Below are 23630 nucleotides of genomic sequence, written 5' to 3'. Positions count from 1 at the left end.
CGCGTCCGCCGATGGTAGCCGCGGCAGGGGCGAGCGCAACCGCACAAACGAAACGGGGCGAGCTTGCGGCCCGCCCCGTTCCGGTGATTGCAGTCGGTTACTCGGCGGGCACGGCGGCGGCCGTGGTGGGCCCGAAGTGCTGGCGGTTCAGGCGGAACACCAACCAGACCATCGACCACTGGAAGGCGAGCGCGATGGCGATGACGACCCAGTAGGCGACCGAGAACTTGTCGACGATCCCGGCGGCGACCAGACCCTTGTGCAGGAAGAACTGGGTGAGCACCGAGATCGCCACGCCGGGGCAGACCAGCGCGTAGGAGCCGGGCGAGGTCTTGGAGCCGAAGACGAAGTCCTTGAAGTATTCCTCGCGCTTGAGAACGACGAGGCCGAGACCCAGGAACATGACCTGCACCGATACGAGGCGGGCGAGGAAGATCATGGTGTCGGCGGCACTCGTATGGCTGTCGAACGTCGTGTGCATCCCGTGGTCCTGGCGCAGGAACATGATGCCGAGAATGGTCATCAGCGGGATCAGGATCATCAGCGTGGGTGCCGATTCCTTGGCGGTGCCGTAGTGCAGCATCGAGTTGAAGGCGGTGAACAGCGCCACGGCGGCGTAGATGATCGCGACGGTCGAGAAGAAGGTCGAGCCGATCAGTGCCACGCCGACGACGAGCGCATTGGTCGACATCGCGGCCGGGGCGGCGAGGCCGACGGCGACCATGGCGAGCGCGAAGGTCGGCAGCATCTGCGCGAAGCTGTTGTGCGCCGTCACGTCGAAAAGCCCGCCCTTGGTCAGCACGCGGCCAAGGAAATCGCCGATGATCGACAGGGCGAAGATCCCGATGGCGAGGAAGGCGGCCATGGCGAAGGGGAAGAGGATCTCGACGATGCTCCACAGCCCCGGCACGAAGACGAGGCCGACGATGAACAGCCCGTTCACCGACATGGCGAGCGCCAGAGGATAGGCGAGCAGGGTGGTTTCGGCGTTGGAGTTGCGCAGTTTCTGGTAGCCTTCGGATTTGCGGAAGCGGTTGAAGGCCGAGATGTTCCAGAACAACTTTTGAAGATTGATGAAGGCGAAGACCGCAATGCCGGACATCGCGAGGATGATGGCGGTCTTGAGCGGTGCGCCCCCGGTCGAGAAGGCTGCCATGATGTCCTCGAAGATCGGGACGGGACGGCCCGGGTGCGGCACCCAGAACATGAGGTACATGAAGAACGTGACCGAAAGGCCACCGGCCCCGACGGAGGCGAGGAAGTAGAGCGGCGAGTAATTGTCCGCTGGACGGTTCGTTTGCATGGCATATCCCTTCAAATTCACGAATTGGAATATGTTGTAAGTGAAACGATCCGGGGTTGGGCTGTGACAAGGTGATGCAGGGGCAGGCGGGGCGTTGTTAACGGCGGATTAACCAAGACACGGTTTGATGGCGTCATGCGGATACTGTTTCTTCTCACGGCCCTCGCGCTCATCGGCTGCAACAGCCCCAGCCCGCGGTTCATGGATTCGCCTCATGTCGAGGTGGAGGTGGACGGCAGCCGGTTCTCGGTCTGGCGAGACGGTGACCGGGTGGAGGTGATCCGGACTTCGCCGGAGGTTTTGCCCCGGTTGTCAGTCGTGCTCGCCCGCGCCGAGGTGGCGATCCAGCGGGCGACCGGGTGCCGGGTCTGGTCCGGGAGCCTGAAAGGCGATCAGGCGGTCGTGACCGCACGATTGGCCTGTGGCTGACCTGTCCCAAAGGTGCCGCGCACGGCGCGGCGCATGGAAAGCTCAGAACCGCCGTCGGCGGCTCTGAGCGGTGTGCCTCCGGCGGGGATATTTCGGGACCGGAAAGAGCTAGAGCCGTTTTTCGAAGGTGATCGAGGTCGGGCGGGTGTAGCCCGGATGGGCCGTGACGGCGATCTTGGTGAAACCGAGGTGACGGAACGTGGTGTGGTTTTCGGTGAGTTCGATGCGTGATTGCAGCGTGAGGCGGTCGAAACCGAGCGCGCGGGCGCGGGTTTCGGCATGGGCGACGAGGGTGCGGCCGTGGCCCTCGCGCCGGGCCGTGGCGGCGACGGCGAGTTTGCCGAGATAGAGCGCGGGGGCGTCGGGGGTCAGGAAGATGCAGGCTTCGGGGCGTGTGGCATCGCCAAGCGTCCAGATTTCGCCGGTCGCGATCTGGTCGCGGATGCTTTCGGTCGTGAGCCGAGTCATGGAGGAGGGCGGGTCGATCCGGCCCTCCATATAGGCGAAGCAGTCGCGGATCAGGGCGAGGAGGGCGGTAGGATCGTCCCCGTCCTGCATCCGGCGGGGTGTCATGCCAGCGCCTCGACCAGCGCACGGGCGGAGTTGGAGCGGGGGGTCCAGAGGCCACGCTCCATCGCTTCGGACAGGCGCTGGGCGATTTCGGCAAGAGCGGGCGCGTTGTGGCGTTCGATGAAGGCGCGGGTGTCCTCGTCTTCGAGAAAGGCCGCGTGGACAAGGTCGAAGTGGTGGCTTTTGACCGCGCCGGTGGTGGCGGCGAAGGCGAAGAGGTAGTCGACCGTGGCGGCGATTTCGAACGCGCCTTTATAGCCGTGGCGTTTGACCCCGTCGATCCACTTGGGGTTCACGACGCGGGAACGGACGACGCGGCCGATTTCCTCGTCCAGCGTGCGGATCACCGGGCGTTCGGGGCGGGAGTGGTCGTTGTGGAAAACCGGGCGGTCGCGGCCCTGAAGGGTCGAGACGGCCGCCGCCGCGCCCCCTTCGAACTGGTAGTAGTCGTCGCTGTCCAAGAGGTCGTGTTCGCGGTTGTCCTGGTTCTGGACGATGGCTTCGGTCTGGGCGAGGCGTTGTTCCAGCCCTTCGCGGTCGCGGGTGCCGGTGGCATCGGCGCCATAGGCGTAGCCGCCCCAGTCGAGATAGGCGTCGGCGAGGTCGGCTTTCCGTTCCCACAGCTTTTCGTCGATCATGGCTTGCAGGCCCGCGCCGTAAGCGCCGGGCTTCGAGCCGTAGACACGGGACCGCGCTTCGCCTGCGCGGGCGCGGGCGGCGGCGGGGTTGTCGGCGTCGGGCTCGTCTAGGTTCTGGACGGCGCGGGCGGCTGAATCGACCAGAGCGATGAGCGAGGGGAAGGCGTCGCGGAAGAAGCCCGAAACGCGGAGGGTGACGTCGACGCGGGGGCGGCCCAAGGCGGTCGAGGGTATGATTTCGAACCCGGTGACGCGGCGGTTTGCAGCGTCCCATGTCGGTTTCACGCCCATGAGGGCGAGGGCTTGCGCGATGTCGTCGCCGCCGGTGCGCATGTTGGCGGTGCCCCAAGCCGTGACGAGCATTGTGCGGGGCCAGTCGCCGTGGGTCTGGAGGTATTTGTCGATCAGCAGGCTCGCGGATTTCCAGCCCAGTGCCCATGCAGTGGGCGTCGGGACCGCGCGGCTGTCGACCGAGAAGAAATTGCCGCCGGTGGGAAGCGTGTCGAGCCGCCCGCGCGTGGGCGCGCCGGAGGGTTTGGGGGCTACGAACCGGCCTGCGAGGGCGGTAAGGAAGCCGGTGCCTTCGTTCGGGCCGCAGGTGGTGACGGCGGGGCGGACGGTGGTTTCGATTTCGTCCATGACGGCGCCGCTCATCGGTCCCGGCGGGATCGCTTCGCCGTCGATGAGGCGGGTGGCGAAGTCTTCGAGCCGTTCGACGGTGTCGCCGTTGGTGCGCCATGTGCCGCCGGTGAGGGCGTCGGGGCGGGGGCCGTCCCAAGGGGCCGCCATGTCGCAGTCGAGCGGGTCGAAACTCATGCCGAAATCGGCGGCCAGCGCGCGGATGAGCGAAGCGTTCGGCCCCTTGCCGTCGCCGCGCGGGACGCGGACGAGGGCCTGCACGAGATCACGCTGAAGCCGCCCTTCGGGGGACTGGCCGAAGACGTGGAGGCCGTCGCGGATCTGCGCCTCTTTCAGCTCACACAGATAGGCGTCGAGCTTGGCGAGGTCGGTATCCTCATCCTCGCCCGACATGCCGACGTCGGCGTCGAGCCCGGTGGCGGCGGTGAGGGTCAGGATCTCACGCCGCAGGTGGTCGATGCGGCGGGGGTCGACGCCCGCGGCCTCGTAATATTCATCCACCAGCGCCTCGAGGTCTTTCAAGGGGCCATAGGTTTCGGCGCGGGTGAGCGGCGGGGTCAGGTGGTCGATGATGACCGCCTGCGTGCGCCGCTTGGCTTGGGTGCCTTCGCCCGGGTCGTTCACGATGAAGGGATAGATGTGGGGCATCGGGCCGAGCACGGCCTCGGGCAGGCAGGTGTCAGAGAGCGCCAGCGCCTTGCCGGGGAGCCATTCGAGGTTGCCGTGCTTGCCCATGTGGACGATGGCGTTCGATCGGTGCACGTCGCGCAGCCAGATGTAGAAGGCGAGGTATCCGTGGGGTGGGACCAGATCGGGCGAGTGGTAGGTGTCGGTCGGGTCGATGTTGTAGCCGCGCGCGGGCTGGAGGCCGACGACGACGTTGCCGAAGGTCAGGACCGAAAGCTTGAACCGCCCGCAATCGACCTCCCCCGGCTCGAAGAACGGGTCCGCCTCGGGTCGGCCCCAGCGTTCTTCGATGCGCTGGCGCACCTCCCACGGCAGTTGACCATAGGCGATCTGGTAGTCCGCCATCGAAAGGTCGACGCCTCCGGTGCGTGCGACCCGGTCGGTGAGCCAGTTGGTGGGGCCCGCCATGATCGCCTGCATGAGCGTGTCGCTGTCGGCGGGGGCGTTCTGGACGCGGTAGCCTGCGGAGGCGAGCAGGTTCAGCGCTTGGACCGTGGCGGCGGGCGTGTCGAGGCCGACGCCGTTCGCAAGCCGCCCGTCCTTGTTCGGGTAGTTGGCGAGGACCAGCGCGACCCGGCATTCGGGCGCGGGGGTGGCGCGCAGGGTCGCCCAGTTGGCGGCGAGGCGGGCGACGAAATCGATCCGGTCGCCTTGGGCGCGATAGGTGGCGATGGCGCATTGGGTGGCGTCGTCGTAGTAGGCCTCGCCCTTGAAGCTGATCGCGCGGGTCAGCACCCGCCCGTCGACCTCGGGCAGGGCCACGTTCATCGCGATGTCGCGGGCGGAGAGGCCGTTGAGACCCGCGGCCCAAGCCTCCTCGGAACTGGCGGAGAGGACGACCTGAAACACAGGGGCGGCGTTAGCGGCCTGCATCGCCAGCGGGTTTTCCGGGCTGTCGTCACCCTGATGCGGGCTGCCGACGGCGAAGGAGGTGGCGTTCAGGATGACGCTGGGCGGCGACTCGGTGAACAGGTGTTCGAGGGTCGCGGTCGAGACCGGATCCTTGAGCGAGGCGACGAAGATGGGGAGCGGGTTCAGGCCCTGCCGCAGGAGCGACTTGACCATGCGGTTGATCGGGTTGAGGCCCGCGCCTTGCACCAGCGCGCGGTAGAAGACGAGGGGGACGACGGGCGCCTCGGGCATCCACATCTCGCGGATGGTGGCGAGGTCCGAGACGCCCGCGCCGGGCCAGTAGACGCCCGCGCGCAGGAGCGGGCTGGCGGGGGCCGGTTTCTCGCCCCCGTCGAGCATCGCGCGGGCATAGGCGAGGAAGTTGGTCGCGTTCTGCGGCCCGCCCTCGACGAGATAGGCCCAGAGCGCGGCGTAGTCTTCGTCCGAGACGGTCGAGAGCGCTGCGAGTTCGGCGTCGGGCTTGTCGTCGCCGGGGAGCAGCGCGAGGGGCACGCCCGCCTCGGCCATGTGGGCCGCATATTGCTCGGCCCCGTAGCGCCAGTAGCCGGTGCCACCGAGCACGCGGGCGATCACGAGGCGGGACTGCTTCGCGCAGGTGTCGATGTGCAGGTCCACGGACATCGGGTGATTGAGATGCGTGAGGTTCGCGAGACGCAGGGAGGGAGGCGCGTCCAGTTCCGCGCGCGCCTCGGACAGCGCGGCAAGCTCGGTATCGGCGGCGGAGATGAACACCACATCGGCCGGCGTCTGGCCCAGATCGACGGCGTCCTTGCCATCGTCGATCTGGCCGGGGGTCGCTGCGAGGAGGTGCATCAGTCCAGAACCTTGGTCATGAAGAGGCTGATCCCGTCGTCTTCGTAGTCACCGAACGCGCCGGAGCGTTTGAAGCCCTGACGTTCGTAGAGCCGGACGGCGGCGGCGAGTTCTTCGCCGGTCTCCAGATGCAGCACCGGCAGCTTTTCCTCTCGTGCCGTGTCTTCGATCATGCGGAGCAGCGCCGCGCCCACGCCTTTGCCGCGCGCGGCGTCCGAGGTGAACATGGCTTTCACTTCGCCGTAGCCGTCACGGATGGCGAGCGCACCGACGCCCAGCACCGTGTCGCCTTCGCGCGCGGCGAAGAAGCGGATGTCGGGGGCGGTCAAAGCCTCGGTCGGCAATGCGTGGTTGTTTTCCGGCGCGTAGGTTTCCGCCTGCAACGCCTGCGCCTGTGCCAGAAGGGCCGAGGGCGCGGGGTCGAGCGGGTTCGCCGGTTCGACGATCAGCATCAGGCCTGAAGCGCGGCCTCGATCCGCGCACGGTCGAGCCCGGTCTGGCCGATCACAACGAGCCGAGTGGCGCGAGGTGAAGCGCCGAAGGGCTGGTCGAAATAGGTGTCGACGCGCGGCCCGACCGCTTGCAGCGTCAGGCGCATCGGCTTGCCCTGAACGGCGGCGAAGCCCTTGAGCCGCAGGATGCCGTTCTGTCGGATCACGTCTGCGACCTGCTCGGCAAAGGCTTTCGGGTCCGCGATTTCCCCGCGCTCCACCACGAACGACTCGAATTCGTCATGGCCGTGATCGTGCTCATGGTCGTGGTGATGATCGTCGTCGTGGTCGTCATCGTCATGGTGGTGATGATGGTGGACCTCGTGCCGCCCCTCCATGCTGGTTTCGGCGGCGGCGCCCTGACCCAGCAGCACCTCGATCGGGAGGAGACCCATGGAGGTCTTGACCACCTGCACGCCCTTGCGCGCTTTGCCCGACAGTTTGCCGGTGAGGGCCGTCGCCTCATCCTCGCCCAGAAGGTCGATCTTGTTCACGACGATCATGTCGGCGCAGGCGATCTGATCCTCGAAAAGCTCGGACAGCGGGGTTTCGTGGTCGAGGTTCTCGTCGGCGCGGCGCTGGGCTTCGACCGCCTCGAGGTTCGCGGCGAAGACGCCTTCGGACACCGCCTTGCCGTCGACCACCGTCACGACGCCATCGACGGTCACGCGGGTCGAAATCTCGGGCCACTGGAACGCGCGCACCAGTGGTTGCGGCAAGGCGAGGCCGGAGGTTTCGATGACGATGTGGTCGGGGGGCGTTTCGCGGTCGAGCAGCTTTTCCAGCGTCGGCACGAAATCTTCGGCCACGGTGCAGCAGATGCAGCCGTTCGACAGTTCCATCACGTCGTCCTCGGTGCAGGTTTCGTCCCCGCAACCCTTGAGGATGTCGCCGTCGACCCCGAGGTCACCGAATTCGTTGATGATAAGCGCGATCCGCTTGCCGTTCGCGTTCTGGAGCATGTTGCGGATCAGCGTGGTCTTGCCAGCGCCGAGGAAGCCGGTGACGACGGTGGCGGGAATCTTGGCACGCATGGCGGTCTCCGATATGGGGCGTTAGGGGCTTGTCGCCCGAAACGGCGTGGAAGGAAAGGGTATGGCAGGGCGCGTGGCCGTCTGCATCGGGTGCGAAGGGGGCACGGCTTTGGCCGATGCGCTTGGCACGAAGATGGAGGTGGAGCGGGCGCATTGCATGAATGCCTGCGCCCGTCCTGTGTGCCTGTCCGTGCGCGAAGAGGGCAAGGCGGCATACCTGTTCGGGGATGTGGACCCCTCGCTCGTCGGTGAGGTCGAGATGTTTCTCGACCTGTACGACGCGGCGAAGAAGGGGATCATCACCGACGCCCGGGATCTGGAACGGTTGAGGTTCAAGCTCATCGGGCGCATCCCGGCCTAGTCGTCCTGTCCGACGAAATACCCGGCGATGGTGCCGAGCACGACCCAACCCACCGCGGCGAACCCAAGCGAACGGGTCGCGAAATGAGCCGCCAGTTCCGGGGCCGCGACACCGTAGTAGGTGTCGAGATGCGGCGCACCGATCACGTGGGGCAAGAGCAGCAGCACGATGGCCGCGCCGATCGCCCAGACTTGCGGCACGAAGGCGATGAGCCAGAGTGCCAGCGCGGTGACGACGATGGTGCCGCTCCACCAGATCTGACGTGGCAGCACCTCGGCCGCGATGGTGCCGGGCAGTTCCGGCGGCAGGCCGATGGCGGGCGCCAGTTGCACGGCGACGAAGCCAGCGACACCCCAGACGATCCCGCGGCGCGCGTCGACCTTGTGCCCCTGCCGCAAGGCCAGCGCCATGAACCCGGACAGGATCAGCGCATAGGCGGTGTAACTGACCACGTCGAAGGTCACCGTCATCAGGTGGCGCGACCAGTCGGTGCCCAGACCCGGCGTGCCGGAGGGGCTTTGCGGACTGCCCGCACCGAAGTGGACCCGCGCCCCGGTTTCGTAAAGCTCGCCTTCCAGAATGTACGGAATGACGAACGCGAATTGCAGCGCCGCGGCGATCACGCCGGACGCGACACCGGCGATCAACGCGCCGGTCAGCAGTTTCTTAAGCATGGAAGATCAGCTGCCTCAGTGGCAGGGGAACGCCATTGCGTGACGCTGATCGTGGGCCGCGTCGTGCAGCACGGTCGCCTGCGCGTAACCGGCGGCAAAAAGCAGAACCGCGCCGAATGCCAGAACGGCGAAGATCGCACCCAGACGGGTGTCGGCTTGAACGGCGGTGGTGCGGATGGTCTTGGTCGACATGTCTTGGTCCCTCATTGGCCCGTCTCCCCGACGGGTGGGGTTTCGTTTCACATGGCAGGTCTCCTGGCTTTGCGGGTCGTCGCGCTTCGCCACCTTCCCGAGCCGAGGCTCAGTGGTATCCGGCGGGCGCTCGCCGCGTCACAGTCGCGGGGGCGGCTGCGGCTGAAGGCTCCGGTTTGGATCACCCCTCCGCATTCCCATATTCTCCCTTGGCGCTTTGCGCCGTGTCGGGAACCATGCCTTATCCTTGTGGCGCGGCGGATGGGGGCGGGTCAAGCGCGATCATCGTTGCGGCGTCGCCGTGACGCGCCGGATGCCGCTAGAGGCCGATGCTGCGTCGGTTTTCTTCCGTGTCTTCCATCACGTGCCAAACCGTGACCGCGTCTTCGATCACTTCCACCCGCCAAAGCGCGGGACCGGCGAGGCGCGGGTCGTCGCAGACCGAATGGCCGCGAATCATCGCATGCGCCCCTTCCGCGTGGATATCCTCGAACACATTCTTGTAGCCGGGAAAGGCTGCGAAAAACCCGCGCCAAGCGGCCAATACGTCGTCCTTCCCGCGCACTTCGTGTCCGGCCGGGTCGATGAACACGTGATCCGGCGCGACAAGGGCGCCGAGCGCGCCGAGGTCGGCCCGCGTGATCGCGTCATTGAAGGCGATGAGGGTTTCGCTGGTCGTCATCCACCGAGTTTACCACAGGTCGCTGTGTCAGGTTTGTGACAATATCTTGTGGATAACCCGCTCACGCCTGCCATATCCTGCGCTCCTGCGTTGACTCCGCGCTGCGGCGTCGGGATCATGCCGGGATAACCCGGAATCAGGATCCGCTCCCCGTGCAGTTCACCCGCCTGCGCCTCAATGGCTTCAAAAGCTTCGTCGACCCGACCGATCTGGTGATCGCGAACGGGCTTACGGGCGTGGTCGGCCCGAACGGCTGCGGCAAGTCGAACCTGCTCGAAGCTTTGCGCTGGGTCATGGGCGAAAACCGCGCCAAGGCGATGCGCGGCGACGGGATGGAGGATGTGATCTTCGCGGGCACCTCGTCACGCGGCGCGCGCAACTTCGCCGAAGTGGTGCTTCAGATCGACAACTCGGAACGTCTGGCCCCGTCCGGGTTCAATGAGACGGATATGCTCGAGATCGTGCGCCGGATCACGCGCGATGCGGGCTCGGCCTACAAGGTAAACACCAAGGACGTGCGCGCGCGCGACGTGCAGATGTTGTTCGCCGATGCCTCGACGGGCGCGCATTCGCCCGCGCTGGTGCGGCAGGGGCAGATCTCGGAACTCATCAACGCCAAACCCAAGAACCGTCGCCGGATTTTGGAAGAGGCGGCGGGGATTTCGGGGCTGTATCAGCGCCGTCACGAGGCGGAGCTGAAGCTCAAGAGCACCGAACAGAACCTTGCCCGCGTCGATGACGTGATCGAGCAACTGGCGACCCAATTGGGGCAACTTGCCCGGCAGGCGAAACAGGCGCAGCGGTATCGCGAAATCGGGTCGCAGCTTCGCACCTCCGAAGGTCTGCTGCTCTATCGCCGCTGGAAAGAGGCGGATGAAGCGCGGGCCAAGGCGCAAAAGGCTCTGACCGACATGGTGCGCGCCGCCGCCGCCGCCGAGGGCGCCGCCCGCTCGTCCGCCAAGGCGCGGGTCGAGGCCGAGGACAAGCTGCCGCCCAAGCGCGAGGAAGAGGCGATCGCCGCCGCCGTGCTGCAACGGCTCACCGTGTCGCGCGATCAGTTGACCGAGCAGGAGGAACAGGCCGCGCGGCGGATCGAGACGCTGACGAACCGGATCGAACAACTCACCCGCGACATGGAGCGCGAGGAATCGCTGAACAAGGACGCGGGCGAGACCATCGAACGGCTCGAATGGGAGCGCGGTGAGTTGGCCAAGGCGTCCGAGGGGCACGAGGGGCGGCTGGAAGAAGCCGCCGATGCCGCCCGCGACGCCAAGCGCGTGCTGGGCGAGCGTGAGGATGCGTTGAGCCAGTTGACCGAAGATGTCGCGCGGCTGGCCGCCCGGCACCAGTCGGCGCACCGGCTGCTGGACGATTCGAAAAAGACGCTTGAGAAGTCCGAGGGCGAAGCCGAGCGGGCGCGGGCCGCCGTCACCTCGGCCAAGGCCGCGCTCGACGCGGCGAAGCTGGCGTTTTCGGAAGCCGACTATGCGCAGACGCAGGCGACCCAGATGGCCGAGGCCGCCGAGGCCGCGCTGGTCGATGCCGACGAGGCGCGGGCCGCGGCGCAGGGGCGCGAGGCGGATGCGCGGGCTGAACGATCCGAGGCCGAGGGCGAGGTGAATGCACTTCGGGCCGAGGTCATGGCGCTGGCCAAGGTCATCGAACGCGACACGGCCGAGGGCGGGCAGGTGCTGGACCTCGTGCGCGTGAAAAAAGGGTATGAGGCGGCGCTCGGCGCAGCCCTGTCCGACGATCTGCGCGCGCCTGCGGTGGACGACCCCGAGGCGTCGGGCTGGCTGACCCTGCCCGGCTATTCGGATGCGCAGACGCTGCCCGAGGGTGTCGCGGCGCTGACCAACTACGTCACCGTGCCTGAGGTTCTGGGGCGGCGCATGTCGCAGGTCGGGCTGGTCGAGGCCGAAGATGCCGCGCGGCTGCAACCGCTTCTGCGCCCCGGTCAGCGGCTGGTCACGATCGAGGGCGATCTGTGGCGGTGGGACGGTTACCGTGTCGCGGCCGAGGATGCGCCGTCGGCGGCGGCGCTGCGTCTGCAACAGATGAACCGGCTCGAGGAACTCAAGCAGGATCTGGAGCGCGCCCAGTCGCGCGCCGATGGGGCCATGCGGGCGCATGAGGCGCTGCGCGAGGAGCTGACACGTGCGACCGAGGCTGACAAGGCCGCGCGTGAGGCCCGTCGCGATGCCGACCGGGCCGTAGCCGACGCCAACCGGGCGCAGTCGCGGGCCGAAGCGGATCGTAACATCGCGGAAGGCAAGCTTGAGAATATGACCCTCGCCGTCACCCGGCACGAGGACGAAGCCGCCGCGGCGCGCGCCCGTCTGACCGAGGCCGAGAAGGCGGTGAAGGATCTGCCGAACCTCGACGATGCGCGGGCCGAGGTGGAAGACACCAAGATGACCGTCGAAGCCGCGCGGATGACGATGATGTCCAAGCGGTCCGCTCATGACGAGGTCAAGCGCGAGGGCGAGGCGCGGGTGAAGCGGTCGCAGGAAGTGACCAAGGAAATCTCCGGCTGGAAGCATCGTCTGGAAACCGCGGGCAAGCGGATCGCGGAACTGGGCGAGCGCAAGGCGGCGTCGGAAGTCGAGTTGAAGGACGCGCGCTCGGCGCCTGAGGAACTCGCGGCGAAGCGTGACGAGCTGTCGCGCCAGATCGCCGAGGCCGAAGCGCGCCGCGCCAAGGCGCAAGATGCGCTGTCGGCGGCGGAATCGGCCCTGCGCGAGGCACAGATGGCCGAACGCGATGCGGAACGTGAGGCGGGCGAGGCGCGCGAAGCACGGGCGCGGGCCGAGGCACGGGTGGACGGAGCCAAGGAAACCGTCGCTTATGCGGTCGAGCGCATTCAGGACGAGATGGAGACGACGCCCGAGCAGCTTCTCGAAAGCCTCGACGTGGTGCCGGATCAAATGCCGTCGTCCGAGCAGATCGAAGCCGATGTGAACCGCCTGAAACGTCAGCGCGACGCGCTGGGCGCGGTGAACCTGCGTGCCGAAGAAGACGCCAAGGAAGTGCAGGTCGAGCACGACACGCTGGTCAGCGAAAAGTCCGATCTGGAAGAGGCCATCGGCAAGCTGCGCCACGGCATCGCATCGCTGAACCGCGAGGGGCGCGAACGGCTGCTGACGGCGTTCGAGCAGGTGAACGAAAACTTCGGCACCCTCTTCACCCACCTTTTCGGCGGTGGCGAGGCGAACCTTGTGTTGGTGGAATCCGACGACCCGCTCGAAGCCGGGCTTGAGATCATGTGCCAGCCGCCGGGCAAAAAGCTGTCGACCCTCAGCCTGCTCTCGGGCGGCGAGCAGACCCTGACCGCGCTCGCCCTGATCTTCGCCGTGTTCCTTGCCAACCCCGCACCGATCTGCGTGCTGGACGAGGTGGACGCACCGCTCGACGATGCGAACGTCACGCGCTTCTGCGATCTTCTGGACGAGATGACGCGCAAGGCCGACACCCGCTTCCTCATCATCACCCACCACGCGGTGACGATGAGCCGGATGGATCGCCTGTTCGGCGTCACCATGCAGGAACAGGGCGTCAGCCAGCTTGTCAGCGTCGATCTGAAGAAAGCCGAGGCGCTGGTCGCCTGATCCGGTTTGCGATGTAGCGATTCCCCGCTAAGCTGCCTGTAAGGGGCATTCAGGGAGAGCGTTATGTCACGCAAAGTCATTGCGGCCGTCTTGGCCATTCTTGCAGCGCCGGCACTGGCACAGGAACAGAAGTCGCTGGAATCCAAGCCGCTCGACGCGCCCGCGTCGGTTCAGGCGCCGACGTCGGACCGCGTGATCGCCTCGGACCCGCAGACCTTCGTGGCTTTCTTCGAAGATGCGGGGATGCCGGCCCGACTGACCGAAGACACCGTGGGCGATCCGCTCGTCGAATATCGGTCGAACGGCGACAAGATGAGCCTGTTCTTCTATGACTGCGAGGACAACGTCGATTGTCAGGCGGTGCAGTTCTACGCGGGCTACCGCGCCGAGAACGTGACGCTCGAAACGATAAATTCGTGGAACACCGACCGCCGCTTCGTCCGGTCCTACCTGACCGACGAGGGCGTCGCGCGGATCGAGATGGATGTGGCGACCAGCAACGACGGTCTCAGCACCGGCGATTTCGACGCGCTGCTCGAATTGTGGCTCGACAGCGTGGTGCTGTTCGAGGACCACATCAAGTGGTGATGGTCAACGCCATCTGAACCATTGGGAGATCATCCTCCAACCGTCGCGACACTTCGCGGCGACTGGTGGTGATGGCACCGGACGAACAACGATTCCGAAAATGGATGGTGACACTGGAAGCGGCTTCGCTGCTGCTCGCGATCATCAGCCTCAGGATTGGCCAGTAAGCTGAGAAAGAGAAGCCCCGCAGAGTAGCAGCTCTGCGGGGCCGTTTTTTCGGTGATAACACTGAAAACACTTTCCGATTGCTTCAGTGAATACCACGTTTCTTGATTTTCCTTAAATGCGCGCCCGCCAATATGGTCAAAGCGCGTTCAGCAGCGCCGCCGTCGGCCAAGCATCCGCCGGAAGGCCGAGCCGCACCTGTTCGGCCTGAACCGCCGCGCGGGTGCCGGAACCCAGAATGCCGTCGATCTTGCCCACGTCGTGACCGCGCGCCTGCAATTTCTGCTGAAGCGCCTTCATCTGGCCGCCCGAAAGGCCCGGTTCGGGGTTGCCCGCGTCGTAGACCGGGGCGCCTTCCAGCCGGGTGGCGAAATAGGCGGCGGTCAGGACATAGGTGAAGCTCTGGTTCCACTCGAAATAAACGTCGAAGTTGGGATAGGCGATAAAGGCCGGCCCCTTGCGCCCCTGCGGCAGGATGATCTTTCCGGGCAGGTTGGTCGCAAGCTGGCCGTTGCGGGCCTGCACGCCCATCTGCTGCCACTGGCTCGTGGGCAGGCTGTTGTCGGTGCCGGTCTTGGACCAGTCGAGGTTGTCGGGCACGATGACCTCTTGCAACCAAGGCTCGTTGGGGCGCCAGCCGAGGTTCGACAGCATGTGACCGCCGGACATGAGCGCGTCGGGGGCGGACGTTTTCAGCCGGACATGCCCGTCGCCGTCGCCGTCGACACCGGCCTCGATGATGTCGGCGGGAAGCATCTGGACCATGCCGATTTCGCCCGCCCAAGCGCCCGTGGTGCCCGTGGGGGAAAAGTCGCCATGCGTGTAAAGCTCGAGCGCGGCCAAGACCTGCGGCTGGAACAGGCCGGGGCGGCGGCAGTCGTGGCTGAGGGTCATCAGCGAGTTGAGCGTGTTGAAGTCACCCTGAAAGCCGCCGAAATCGGTCTCGAACGCCCAGAAGGCGGTCAGCACCCCCCGGCTCACGCCATACCGGCTTTCGATCTGGTCGAAGATCGCATCGTAACGCTGCATGTTCGCCTGACCGTTCTGCATCCGGTTGGCCGAGATCAGCGAGCGCGAGAAGTCGATGAAGGTCTTCTGGAAAAAGCCCTGCCCGCGATCCGCGTTCAGCGTCGCGCCGTCCTGACGGGCCGAGGCGAAGAACTGGTCGACGGTGCCGCGATCATACCCCCGGCTGACCGCCAGCTCTTTCATCCGGCCAACGAAGTCAGACCACGATCCGCCGCATTGGATCAGCGGGGCGGGGATCGCCTGCGCGGATGCGCTGACGGGAAGGGAAAGCGCAAGGGCTGCGGCGGCGAGAAAGGTCTTCATTCGAAACTCCGGAATCTTGGTCTCTGCGACCCTAGCAAACCGGGCTCACCAGACAACCGCGATGATGAACACGAGAACGAGAAGGGCGACCCATGCGCGCCAAAGCACCGACACGGCGCGGTCGATCTCGGGCGCGCCGATGTCGCGTTCGCCGTGTTCGTTGACGAAGGGAAAATCGCGCCGCGCGCCCTCGTAGCTGCGCGGCCCGGACAGCGCCACATCAAGGCTCACGGCCATCGCGGCTTCGGGCCAGCCCGCGTTGGGCGAGCGGTGCAGGGGCGCATCGGCGGCGATGGTGGCCCAGCCGCCGGGGCGGTGATTGATGAGGAAGATGAGGCCAGCGGAAATCCGCGCGGGAATCCAGTTCAGCACGTCGTCCAGCCGCGCGGCGGCCTTGCCGAACTGTTCGTGGCGCGGGGTGCGGTAGCCGATCATGCTGTCGGCGGTGTTCACCATCTTGTAGGCCAACAGGCCGGGAAGCCCAGCGACGAGGAACCAGAAGGCAGGGGCCACGACCCCGTCGGAGAAATTCTCGGCCCCGCTTTCGATCGCGGCGCGGGCGACATCGGCATCGTCCATGTCCGTGGTGTCGCGGCCCACGATCTGCGCCACGGCGCGTTTGCCGTCACCCAGCGACCGGGTGAGGGCGTCGGCCACCGCTTCGACATGATCGACGAGGGAGCGGTGGGCGAGGAGGATCGCGGCGACGAGCGCCTCGACCAGCCAGCCGATCTGGCCGAGCATCCAGCCCAGCGTGGCGGCGAGGCCCGCGAGCGCGGCGATGGTGACCGCGCCGGTCATCAGCCGGCCTTTGCCCGCGTTCAGCTTGTCGTCGCACCAGCCGACCGCGCGGCCCATCAGCACGGCAGGATGCGGGACGCGCCCCCAGATCTCCTCCGGCTCACCCGCCACGGCGTCGATCAGCAGGGCGAGGATCAGGACGGCGGCGAAGCTCACAACGCGGCCTCCAATCGGTCCCAGCCGTGCTCGGGTGGGAGACCCAAGCGCATCCACCGGGGTTCGTAGGGAAACACGCGGGTCCAGACGTGGGATTTGGCGAGCCGGTCCTGCCACGCTGCCGCGTCGCCCACATCGTAGAGCCGGAAAAGCGCGGTGCCGCCCACGACCTCGGCCCCTTTGGCCTGCATCATGGCGTCGAGGCGGGCGACGTCGACGTGAAGCCGCTGGCGCGTGCGGTTGGCCCAGTCCATGTCTTCGAGTGCGGCGCGGCCAGCGATCAGCGCGGGGCCGGAGACGGGCCACGGGCCGAGCATGTCGCGCAAGCGGTCGATCAACGCTGGGTCGCCGATGGCGAAACCCAACCGCAGACCTGCAAGACCCCAGAATTTCCCGAGCGATTTCAGAATGAGGGTGCCGGGTTCGGTGGCCTTACCGCGCACGTGGGTGTTGCCCAGAGCGATGTCGCAAAAGCTTTCGTCGATCACGGTGAGTGTGCGGGGGTCGGGGTCGTCACCGCTCCACAGCATGCCCGTCGGGTTGTTCGGATGGACGACGACGCGGGCCTCGGCGGGGCCGGAGCGCACAACCTCCCACCCTGCGATGTCGAAGGCGGCGGCGTGTTCGTTGTAGGTGCGTTCCGCGATCTGCACGCGGGCCTTGGGCGCCAGTGCCGGGATGCGCGCGATCAGGGCGGAGGCGCCGGGGGCGGCCAGAACGGCGGCACCGGCCGGGACCATCCAGAAGTCGCGCGCGGCGGCTTCCAGCGCGTCCATCGCGGCGCGGTCGGGCAGGGCCTGCCAGGCTTCGGCGGGGATGGGGGGGAGCGGGTAGGGCCGGGGGTTGATGCCGGTCGACAGGTCGATCCAATCCGCGCGGGTGCCGCCGAAACGGGCAATGGCGGCATCGAGACCGCCGCCGTGATCGCGCGGCGTGGTCATTCGCCCTCGGGCAGAGGGGGATGACGCGTGACGAAGTGCCCCTTCACCGCGACCGGCCACGTCCGGTAGGGCACCTGCCCGGTTTCGCTTTCCGAATGCAGAACGGCCCAGTCCACGATGCCCTGCGCCGCCTCGCCCGTGGGCTCGAACCGCCCGAGTGTGTAGTTCAGCTTTCCGGCTGCCTGCACCGCGACGTTGCAGGAGTGATCGCATCCCATCAGGCAACTCGTGCGTCGAACACGCAGCGCGGTGCCGTCGGCGGCGGCTTCGACCAATTCGGCAAGCGCCTGCCCGTCGGTGCGCTCGACCCCCTTCGCGGCCCAGTCGTCGCGTTTGCAGGTGTCGCAGATGGTGATCCAGGTCGGTGTCATAGCGGTCCTTTCGCGCCCCGCATGAAACCCAAATCGGCCCCGAAAGCAATGGGACCGGGCCGTTATCCAAGTTTATCGGGTCAGGTTTCCAAACCCGTAGGGAAACGTTAATTTCCCGTGGTGATGCGCATGGTGTAGAGTGAGGTTACACACGCAACCGGAAAGCGAGTGAAGCCGAGTGATTCTTTGGATGTCCTGATCGTAGAAACGGATCCGGATCTGGGACGCCTTTGGCAAAGGCATCTGGAACGGGAAGGGGCGAGGGTGACCTTGACCCAGACGGCCGAGGCCGGATTCGACCGCCTGCGCGAAGGGCATGTCGACATGATCGTCGCGGACCTCGACCTGCCGGGTTCGGGCGCGATGGCCGTGGCGGATTACGCCGCTTACCGGCATCCGGCCGCCAAGGTCGTGTTCGTCACCGCGTCGTCCTTTTTCTCGGACGGGCTGGTGTTTTCGATGAGCCCCAATGCCTGCGCCTTCCTGCCGTCCAAGACCCCGCCCGAGGACCTTGCGACCATCGTGTCACATCACGGCGACAGGGTGGCCAAGCACTGACACGACAATTGGCGGATCGCCTGCGCACCGCTACGCTCGCCCCCGTGAACGGAGGAGAGTTTCATGTTGTTCTGGATTTTCGCCGCGCTGATCCTGCACGCGGTCTATGTCTTCACCCCGACGATGCTGTTTTTCCCGACCGAAGGCGTGTCGCGCCATATGGGCGGGCGGGACGATCTGCCCGAGCCGTCGCCGGTGACGGGCCGCGCGCGCCGCGCCCTTGCCAACTGGCAGGAAAGCCTGCCGGTCTTCATCGTGCTGGCCTTGCTCGCGGTGGTGCGGGACGCCGACGCCACGCTGGGCGCGGCGATTTTCGTGCTGGCGCGGGTGGCGTATCTGCCGCTCTACATGGTCGCGATCCCCGGCCTGCGCACGCTGGCCTGGGTGGTGGCGGTCGTCGGGCTTTTGATGATGGCCTTCGCGCTGGTCTGAGGTTTCGGGGCAGCAAGCTGCCCCGACCCGCTGGAGGGGCCAGCCCCTCCAGACCTCCCCGAGGTATTTGTAGACCGAAGAAGGGGTCAGGGGCGTGACATCTTCCATGCGTCGCGCACGCCGGGTGAGGCCGCGATGGCGGCCAGCATCGTGTCGAGCTGGTCGGTGGTGCCATAATCCTCGAACAGGGCGCGGTTCGAATTCAGGATCGCCGCAAGAGCCTTGTCGCGAAGTCCCGTCGTCAGCCCTTCCTCGATCGCGCGCGAGTCGGGCGTTCGCGTCACATGAAAGGCGAAGGTCGTGTCATGGGCATGGGCGAGCGGGGTGAACCAGTCGCGCATGAGCAGCATCTGGGCCATTACCCACGGCTCGCGCCAATGCATCGCGCCGCAGTGCACGACGATGGCACCGGGCTGGAGCGCCTGGTAGAACCTGCGCGCGATGGCGTCCAGCGTCGCGGTCGATTTGGAGGCGTCCACCACGAGGATTTCGATGGGTTCACCCGGCCAGACCGTGTCTTTCAGGTCTTCCTTGTGAAGCGAGATGCGATCCTGCCACGGGCTAAGAAGCGCCGTCGCGGCCGGAAGCAGGTCTTCGCCCTCGAACCGGGCGACCCCGGCGGGGTAGAGAAACCGGCGCTTCGTCGCCTCGTCCGCGCCGAACCGGTCGTAGGCGTGGATGGGCGCACTATGCCCGGCCTCCCGCTGACCTTCGGCCAGCCGCGCGGTCGACCCGCCCGCGAAACACCCCAGATCGACGACCGCGCCGGTGCCTTGCGCCCATGCGGCGGTGAGCCAGTAGAGCAGAAGTTCCTCTTCATGGGCCAGCATGGTCGGGACCGCTCTGGCCGGACCGAGCCGGTCGGGCCCGCCCGCCAGCCACGGGCTTTCGTCGAAAACGGACGTGTCGCGCAATGTCATGGAATGCGATTAGCACGGCGCCCATGACCCGCCAAGCCGGGCGCGAATTGCCCTTGAAACGGGCGGCGGGCTGTCGTATCTCCCAGCCCGGTCCTAGGGGTATAGCTCAGCTGGTAGAGCGACGGTCTCCAAAACCGTAGGTCGCGGGTTCGAACCCTGCTGCCCCTGCCACCACCTTCCGCAAAGCATTGAATTGCTACGGTTTGCCGCATCGGTGGGGCCGATTCCCCCGCATTTTCCCCGTGTCGGCCCCAATCACGCCCGATTTCGCCTGTTGTCTTGTGTGTGGCGAGTTTGCTTCGGGGTTCTGGCGTGCAAAGGCTGATCATCCTCTTTTTCCTGCTGCCGTGGTGGGCCTATGTCCCGATCGCGGGCGGCGTGGCGTATCTGGGGAACGAGGTCTACAAGCACGAACTCGAGACCGAAGCGGAGCGTGAGGCCGCGCTGGATCTTGGCGCGCCGTTTCCCGTCGATCTGTCGCTATTCGACGAGGACGTGCATATCGGGCCTGCCGGTGAAGTGAACGTGCTGGGCTGGATCAACACCGACTACAACTACACGCTGACCAAGCGCACGAACGGGGTGAAAACCTCGGAGCGGTATCTCTACATGGTGTTCGGCATGGGCGACGATCCGTCGTCGCGGACCGTGCGGGCGGCGATCGTGCTCACCGAGCGCGACAAGGATTACTTCGTCGATCACATCGAAGATTACATCGTGTCCTATCAGAAGGAGGAGCCCCTGTTCCGGCTAGGCGGGTTCGCCTCAGGGTATGATTCCATGTCCTCGATGGTTTCGGATGCCATCGAAGAACAGGGTCTGCGAAAGGCTGACGACTTCTTCTACCTCGAACCCTTTCTTGCGGGGCGGGAAGCGGCCTTGGCCGCGCAGGGCGCGCCGGAGCTGGCGCGCAAGCAGTTCTGGGCCGCCGCGCTGGCCATCGCCCTGTTGGGTCTCGCCAAGCGCGTCTTCGGCTGGGGGCGCAAGCCGAGCGAGGCGTCCCGCGCCATCGACCCGCGCAAGGCCGTGCAGGTGCAGCCGCCGGCCGGGGCCAACAAGGCGCTTGATTACGATTACACGTTCAAGGCCAAGCGTCGCGACGTCGAACTGTCGAAGGACATCTCACCCGACAGCCCGCTTGGGCGGCTGGCGACCCGTGGCGCGCCGGTCCAGGCGCCGGGCGACGCGGCGGAGGGGGCCGAAGCCGCGCCGGAACGCGTGCTGACGGGCGAGGCCGAGGCGGCGGTCGCCGCGCATTTTGCGCTGAAGGGACATTTCAGGAAAACGCTCGTCCGGCTCGTGCTTCTTGCCGTCGCCGCGGGTTCGGGCGTCTGGGTGGTGGCTCAGAAATACGGGCAGGACTTCGCGGTGCTCGCGGCGCTCCTCGGGTCCGCCCTGCTCGCGCTGTTCGCCATCGGGGCGGTCTTCGCGTTTTTCGTCCGGATCGGTTCACGTCAGAGAGCGATGCGGGCCGCCGGCTTGTCGATGAATGATCTGCGCGCGATTCTGCGCGGTGACCGATCGGTGGGCACGATCGTTGACAGTGCCGAACCCGAACCGGCGTTGGCGACAGCGGCGGGCGAGCCGGAGCCTGAACTCGCGCCTGCGCGCCCAAAGCCCGCGCGTAGGGGCAAAGGGGCACGGGCGCTTTTCGGCCTTGCAGCCCTGCTCGCCGTGATCGGTTACCTGAACTCCAAGGGCACGGCCCTGGTGAGCCTGCCGATCAACGGTTTCGATCCGTTCGCCCAACCGATGCCGCTGTTCGCCGTTGCCGGTTTTCTCATGGCGCTTTCGGTCCTGAGCGGGCTGGGCAAGTCGCGAAATGCAAAAGGCGATGCGCCGCAGATCATCCCGCGTGTCGCGGACCCGGCGACAGGGGCCACGCCCCAGCCTGTGCAGAAGGCGGCCGAGCGCCTGTCTGGCAGCCGCGCCTGGGTGAAGTCGGCGGGGCGCGGCAAGCCGTCCACCCCGACGGCGGTCAACGCGGACATGCGCGACCGGATGAAAGCGGACCCGTTCGACCGTTTCGCGGAACAGGCGCGCGCGCTGAGATAAGGGCGAAGGGCGCGAACATGCGGATGCGGGTTGAAAACCCGCGCCCGGTGGCGTATCTGCCCCTCGTTCACGAGAAGGCACGATCATGGCAAGAACCAACCCGTTCCAGTTCATTCAGCAGGTCCGTTCCGAGGTGTCGAAAGTCACCTGGCCGACCCGCCGCGAAGTCATGCTGACCTCGGGCATGGTCATCGCGCTGACCGCGCTGGTCGCCGTGTTTTTCTCGCTCGTCGACCTTGCGATCCGCTCGGGTCTGACTGGGCTCCTGTCCTTCCTCGGCTGACACGTCCCCCGGCCTTTCGCGGGATCGGGCCTTGGCGCGCCGAGGCTTGAAAATCCGGCGAGAGGGGGGTATCTGACCCACCATTCCCCATGAGGCGTGCAATGATTCGAGTTGCACGCCCGTTTTTTAAGTCCGGGGCAAAAGTTGAAAAAGGCGGCTCGCGTCGCCCGCAGGAACAGGACAAGCACGATGGCGAAACGGTGGTATTCGGTGAGCGTTCTCTCGAACTTCGAGAAGAAGATCGCCGAGCAGATCAAGACCTCCGTGGCGGAAGCCGGGCTGGAAGACGAAATCGACGAAGTGCTCGTTCCGACCGAAGAAGTCATCGAAGTGCGCCGCGGCAAGAAGGTCACGACCGAGCGCCGCTTTATGCCCGGCTACGTGCTGGTCCACATGGAAATGTCGGACGAGGGCTATCACCTCGTGAACTCGATCAACCGCGTCACCGGGTTCCTCGGGCCGCAGGGCCGCCCGATGCCGATGCGCGATGCCGAGGTCGAAGCGATCCTGGGCCGCGTCGAGGAGGGCGTGGAAGCGCCGCGTACGCTCATCACCTTCGAGATCGGCGAAAAGGTCGCGGTCACCGACGGCCCGTTCGAGGGCTTCGACGGCATGGTCGAGGGCGTGGACGAGGACAACCAGCGCCTCAAGGTGTCGGTGTCGATCTTCGGTCGCGCCACTCCGGTCGAGCTGGAATACACGCAGGTGTCCAAGCAGGGCTGATCCCCTGCCGGAATTTCGGAAAGGCGCCGCGACCCTGTGGCGCCTTTTGCATGTCTACCGTTCCATCGCGCCCTTGCCCGCGAAGATCTTGTCGCGGAACTTTTCGATCCGGGCAAAGCGGGTCTCGGGCTTCTTGGCCTGAGCCAAGTTGAAGGCATAGCTTTTCTGCCGCCCCGGCGTGAGTGCGAAGAAGGCTTCGGCAAGCTCGGGGTCGCCGTCCAGCGCCTCGACCAGTTCGTCGGGCATCTCGATCTCGCGCTCGACCTTGGGGGGCTTCACGCCGCGCTCGGCGTAATCCATCAGCTCGGCAAGGTAGGCTCGGATGATCGGCTCCATCTTCGCGGGGCCGTCGTTCGTGGTGAAGTAGAGCACGTTCTTCACGACCGAGTTCGGCCCGGCGGTTTCCAGCACCCCCTCGGGGTCTTTCAGAAGGCCGCCGTTCATGAAGGTGAAGCGGTAGTCGCCGCGAAACGCGCCCATCATCGCGATGTTTCGGTCCGCGTGCATGTAGACGGGATGCGCCCATTTCACGTGTTCTGACAGGCCCATGTCGAGACAGATCTGCCGCAGCTTGTTCTGGCCCTCTTTCCACTGCTGGATCGAGCAGTCCGGGGTGTCGAAGCGGTCGCAACGGCCGCAGCCACGGGTGAAGTAGTCTTCGATGTCGGTAATCATCGCCATCAGTCGCGGGTCTCCATCAGGCAGAAGCCATTGCCGAACGGGTCGGCGCAAAAGGCGGTCTTGGGGCGGTTCTCCATGTCGAAGACCTGTTCGACGGTGCCGCCTGCGGCTGTCAGACGGTCGAGCGTTTCTTTGAAATCGTCGACCTCGATGTCCATATGAACGGGCGTCCAGTGGCGGGTGTAGTGACGGCGGTCGTCCGTTTCGGGCGCGGGCTGTGAGCCTTCCGGTTTCTGGATGATCCCGAATGCCTGTCCGCCGCTGCCGCGCAGGACGGCGTAGGTTTCGATGGGCCGGGCGACCTCCTGCACGCCGAAGACATCGGTGTAGAACGCGATGCCTTTGGATAGGTCGGGCACGTCGATGGAGACGGAATACTTCATGGCGGAACGCTAGCCTGCGCGGGGCCGACCCAAAAGGGGGGAATCGCTTGCAATGTGTGCCCGAGTTGCGTATTGCCGCCCCGTTCAGGGACGCCCGAGAGTGATCCCTGTCCTATTCGTGTGGGAGGCGAGGCGGTCGCGATCGTCGGACCTGACCACGGCAACATCAAGCTGACGGGCGCGCCCTGAGGCTGTTGGAAGAAGGAGA

The 23630-nt window shown here is 66.2% G+C and carries 24 protein-coding genes, 1 tRNA gene and 1 riboswitch; of the genes, 10 read left to right on the top strand and 15 right to left on the bottom strand.

What is annotated here, in order from left to right; all coding sequences use genetic code 11:
- Window positions 1-97: 97 nt before the first annotated feature.
- The gene (locus FCT00_RS20885) at window positions 98-1303 is read right to left on the bottom strand and encodes a TsoY family (seleno)protein (RefSeq protein ID WP_138424532.1); all 1206 of its coding nucleotides are present in this window, start codon (window positions 1301-1303) and stop codon (window positions 98-100) included.
- 135 nt (window positions 1304-1438) lie between these two features.
- Here FCT00_RS20885 and FCT00_RS20880 point away from each other — a divergent pair, with 135 nt between their 5' ends.
- Entirely contained in the window at window positions 1439-1732 is a 294-nt protein-coding gene (locus FCT00_RS20880; protein WP_138424531.1) for a hypothetical protein, read from the top strand.
- A 108-nt stretch (window positions 1733-1840) separates the two neighbouring features.
- On the opposite strand, the gene FCT00_RS20875 is transcribed toward FCT00_RS20880, so the two are convergent.
- From FCT00_RS20875 to cobW, 4 genes are read right to left on the bottom strand one after another with little or no spacing between them, the layout of a single operon-like run.
- Window positions 1841-2305, bottom strand: coding sequence for a GNAT family N-acetyltransferase (locus FCT00_RS20875; RefSeq protein ID WP_171043080.1), 465 nt, complete (start codon window positions 2303-2305; stop codon window positions 1841-1843).
- Complete coding sequence (gene cobN / locus FCT00_RS20870) at window positions 2302-5991, bottom strand: cobaltochelatase subunit CobN (RefSeq protein WP_138424530.1); 3690 nt, start codon at window positions 5989-5991, stop codon at window positions 2302-2304. The genes FCT00_RS20875 and cobN overlap by 4 nt, the downstream gene beginning before the upstream one ends.
- On the bottom strand, window positions 5991-6443 hold the full coding sequence (locus FCT00_RS20865) for a GNAT family N-acetyltransferase (protein ID WP_138424529.1): 453 nt from the start codon (window positions 6441-6443) through the stop codon (window positions 5991-5993). The genes cobN and FCT00_RS20865 overlap by 1 nt, the downstream gene beginning before the upstream one ends.
- Window positions 6443-7516 (bottom strand): cobalamin biosynthesis protein CobW, encoded by a 1074-nt coding sequence (gene cobW, locus FCT00_RS20860; protein ID WP_138424528.1) that lies wholly within the window; start codon window positions 7514-7516, stop codon window positions 6443-6445. Before cobW ends, FCT00_RS20865 begins: the two co-directional genes overlap by 1 nt.
- 61 nt (window positions 7517-7577) lie before the next feature.
- Here cobW and FCT00_RS20855 point away from each other — a divergent pair, with 61 nt between their 5' ends.
- Window positions 7578-7877 (top strand): DUF1636 family protein, encoded by a 300-nt coding sequence (locus tag FCT00_RS20855; RefSeq protein WP_138424527.1) that lies wholly within the window; start codon window positions 7578-7580, stop codon window positions 7875-7877.
- Here the strand turns inward: FCT00_RS20855 and FCT00_RS20850 are convergent.
- The 3 genes from FCT00_RS20850 to FCT00_RS20840 all read right to left on the bottom strand — a co-directional run bounded on the left by FCT00_RS20850 (window position 7874) and on the right by FCT00_RS20840 (window position 9425).
- On the bottom strand, window positions 7874-8551 hold the full coding sequence (locus FCT00_RS20850; protein WP_138424526.1) for a CbtA family protein: 678 nt from the start codon (window positions 8549-8551) through the stop codon (window positions 7874-7876). The two genes, FCT00_RS20855 and FCT00_RS20850, sit on opposite strands and share 4 nt — an antisense overlap.
- A gap of 15 nt (window positions 8552-8566) precedes the next feature.
- Window positions 8567-8758: a CbtB domain-containing protein gene (locus FCT00_RS20845; protein ID WP_138424525.1), complete on the bottom strand. Its 192-nt coding sequence runs from the start codon at window positions 8756-8758 to the stop codon at window positions 8567-8569.
- A gap of 21 nt (window positions 8759-8779) precedes the next feature.
- Window positions 8780-8997, bottom strand: a riboswitch (cobalamin riboswitch).
- Window positions 8998-9062: 65 nt separating this feature from the next.
- Window positions 9063-9425: a nuclear transport factor 2 family protein gene (locus tag FCT00_RS20840; RefSeq protein ID WP_138424524.1), complete on the bottom strand. Its 363-nt coding sequence runs from the start codon at window positions 9423-9425 to the stop codon at window positions 9063-9065.
- A 152-nt stretch (window positions 9426-9577) separates the two neighbouring features.
- On the opposite strand from FCT00_RS20840, the gene smc reads away from it, so the two are divergent.
- Together smc and FCT00_RS20830 are read left to right on the top strand one after the other, a co-directional pair.
- On the top strand, window positions 9578-13033 hold the full coding sequence (gene smc, locus FCT00_RS20835) for a chromosome segregation protein SMC (RefSeq protein ID WP_138424523.1): 3456 nt from the start codon (window positions 9578-9580) through the stop codon (window positions 13031-13033).
- A 63-nt stretch (window positions 13034-13096) separates the two neighbouring features.
- Window positions 13097-13621 carry a YbjN domain-containing protein gene (locus tag FCT00_RS20830; protein WP_138424522.1) on the top strand — a complete coding sequence of 175 codons (525 nt, stop codon included), beginning with the start codon at window positions 13097-13099 and terminating at the stop codon, window positions 13619-13621.
- A 303-nt stretch (window positions 13622-13924) separates the two neighbouring features.
- Here the strand turns inward: FCT00_RS20830 and FCT00_RS20825 are convergent, their stop codons facing one another.
- Genes FCT00_RS20825 through FCT00_RS20810 form a run of 4 tightly spaced genes read right to left on the bottom strand, consistent with a single transcriptional unit; the run spans window position 13925 to window position 17387 of the window.
- Window positions 13925-15118, bottom strand: coding sequence for a lytic murein transglycosylase (locus FCT00_RS20825; RefSeq protein ID WP_138424521.1), 1194 nt, complete (start codon window positions 15116-15118; stop codon window positions 13925-13927).
- 45 nt (window positions 15119-15163) lie between these two features.
- Window positions 15164-16075 (bottom strand): adenosylcobinamide-phosphate synthase CbiB, encoded by a 912-nt coding sequence (cbiB, locus tag FCT00_RS20820; protein WP_138424520.1) that lies wholly within the window; start codon window positions 16073-16075, stop codon window positions 15164-15166.
- Complete coding sequence (locus FCT00_RS20815; protein WP_138424519.1) at window positions 16072-17016, bottom strand: threonine-phosphate decarboxylase; 945 nt, start codon at window positions 17014-17016, stop codon at window positions 16072-16074. The genes cbiB and FCT00_RS20815 overlap by 4 nt, the downstream gene beginning before the upstream one ends.
- A complete protein-coding gene (locus tag FCT00_RS20810) occupies window positions 17013-17387 on the bottom strand; it encodes a DUF1636 family protein (RefSeq protein WP_138424518.1) in 375 nt (124 codons plus the stop codon). Before FCT00_RS20810 ends, FCT00_RS20815 begins: the two co-directional genes overlap by 4 nt.
- A 168-nt stretch (window positions 17388-17555) precedes the next feature.
- Between FCT00_RS20810 and FCT00_RS20805 the strand changes: the two genes are divergently transcribed.
- Both FCT00_RS20805 and FCT00_RS20800 read left to right on the top strand, forming a co-directional pair.
- Entirely contained in the window at window positions 17556-17945 is a 390-nt protein-coding gene (locus FCT00_RS20805; RefSeq protein ID WP_328591404.1) for a response regulator, read from the top strand.
- A 63-nt stretch (window positions 17946-18008) separates the two neighbouring features.
- Window positions 18009-18377 carry an MAPEG family protein gene (locus FCT00_RS20800; RefSeq protein ID WP_138424517.1) on the top strand — a complete coding sequence of 123 codons (369 nt, stop codon included), beginning with the start codon at window positions 18009-18011 and terminating at the stop codon, window positions 18375-18377.
- Window positions 18378-18463: 86 nt separating this feature from the next.
- Here FCT00_RS20800 and FCT00_RS20795 read toward each other — a convergent pair whose 3' ends face one another.
- Window positions 18464-19297: a class I SAM-dependent methyltransferase gene (locus FCT00_RS20795; protein ID WP_138424516.1), complete on the bottom strand. Its 834-nt coding sequence runs from the start codon at window positions 19295-19297 to the stop codon at window positions 18464-18466.
- Between the two features lie 95 nt (window positions 19298-19392).
- Between FCT00_RS20795 and FCT00_RS20790 the strand changes: the two genes are divergently transcribed.
- The 4 genes from FCT00_RS20790 to nusG all read left to right on the top strand — a co-directional run bounded on the left by FCT00_RS20790 (window position 19393) and on the right by nusG (window position 22358).
- Window positions 19393-19468 (top strand) — tRNA-Trp (locus FCT00_RS20790).
- Between the two features lie 141 nt (window positions 19469-19609).
- The gene (locus tag FCT00_RS20785) at window positions 19610-21352 is read left to right on the top strand and encodes a hypothetical protein (protein WP_138424515.1); all 1743 of its coding nucleotides are present in this window, start codon (window positions 19610-19612) and stop codon (window positions 21350-21352) included.
- Between the two features lie 85 nt (window positions 21353-21437).
- Window positions 21438-21635, top strand: a complete 198-nt coding sequence (secE, locus tag FCT00_RS20780; RefSeq protein ID WP_008331634.1) for a preprotein translocase subunit SecE — start codon at window positions 21438-21440, stop codon at window positions 21633-21635.
- 189 nt (window positions 21636-21824) lie between these two features.
- Window positions 21825-22358 (top strand): transcription termination/antitermination protein NusG, encoded by a 534-nt coding sequence (gene nusG, locus FCT00_RS20775; protein ID WP_008331633.1) that lies wholly within the window; start codon window positions 21825-21827, stop codon window positions 22356-22358.
- Window positions 22359-22412: 54 nt separating this feature from the next.
- Here the strand turns inward: nusG and FCT00_RS20770 are convergent, their stop codons facing one another.
- Window positions 22413-23039: a YdeI/OmpD-associated family protein gene (locus FCT00_RS20770; protein ID WP_138424514.1), complete on the bottom strand. Its 627-nt coding sequence runs from the start codon at window positions 23037-23039 to the stop codon at window positions 22413-22415.
- Window positions 23039-23422, bottom strand: a complete 384-nt coding sequence (locus FCT00_RS20765) for a VOC family protein (protein WP_138424513.1) — start codon at window positions 23420-23422, stop codon at window positions 23039-23041. The genes FCT00_RS20770 and FCT00_RS20765 overlap by 1 nt, the downstream gene beginning before the upstream one ends.
- Window positions 23423-23630: the final 208 nt, after the last annotated feature.

This window comes from Maritimibacter alexandrii, from assembly GCF_005871115.1.
GTDB lineage: Bacteria > Pseudomonadota > Alphaproteobacteria > Rhodobacterales > Rhodobacteraceae > Maritimibacter > Maritimibacter alkaliphilus.
Note: the sequence above shows the minus strand (reverse complement) of the source record. Positions and strands in the feature narration are given on the sequence as shown.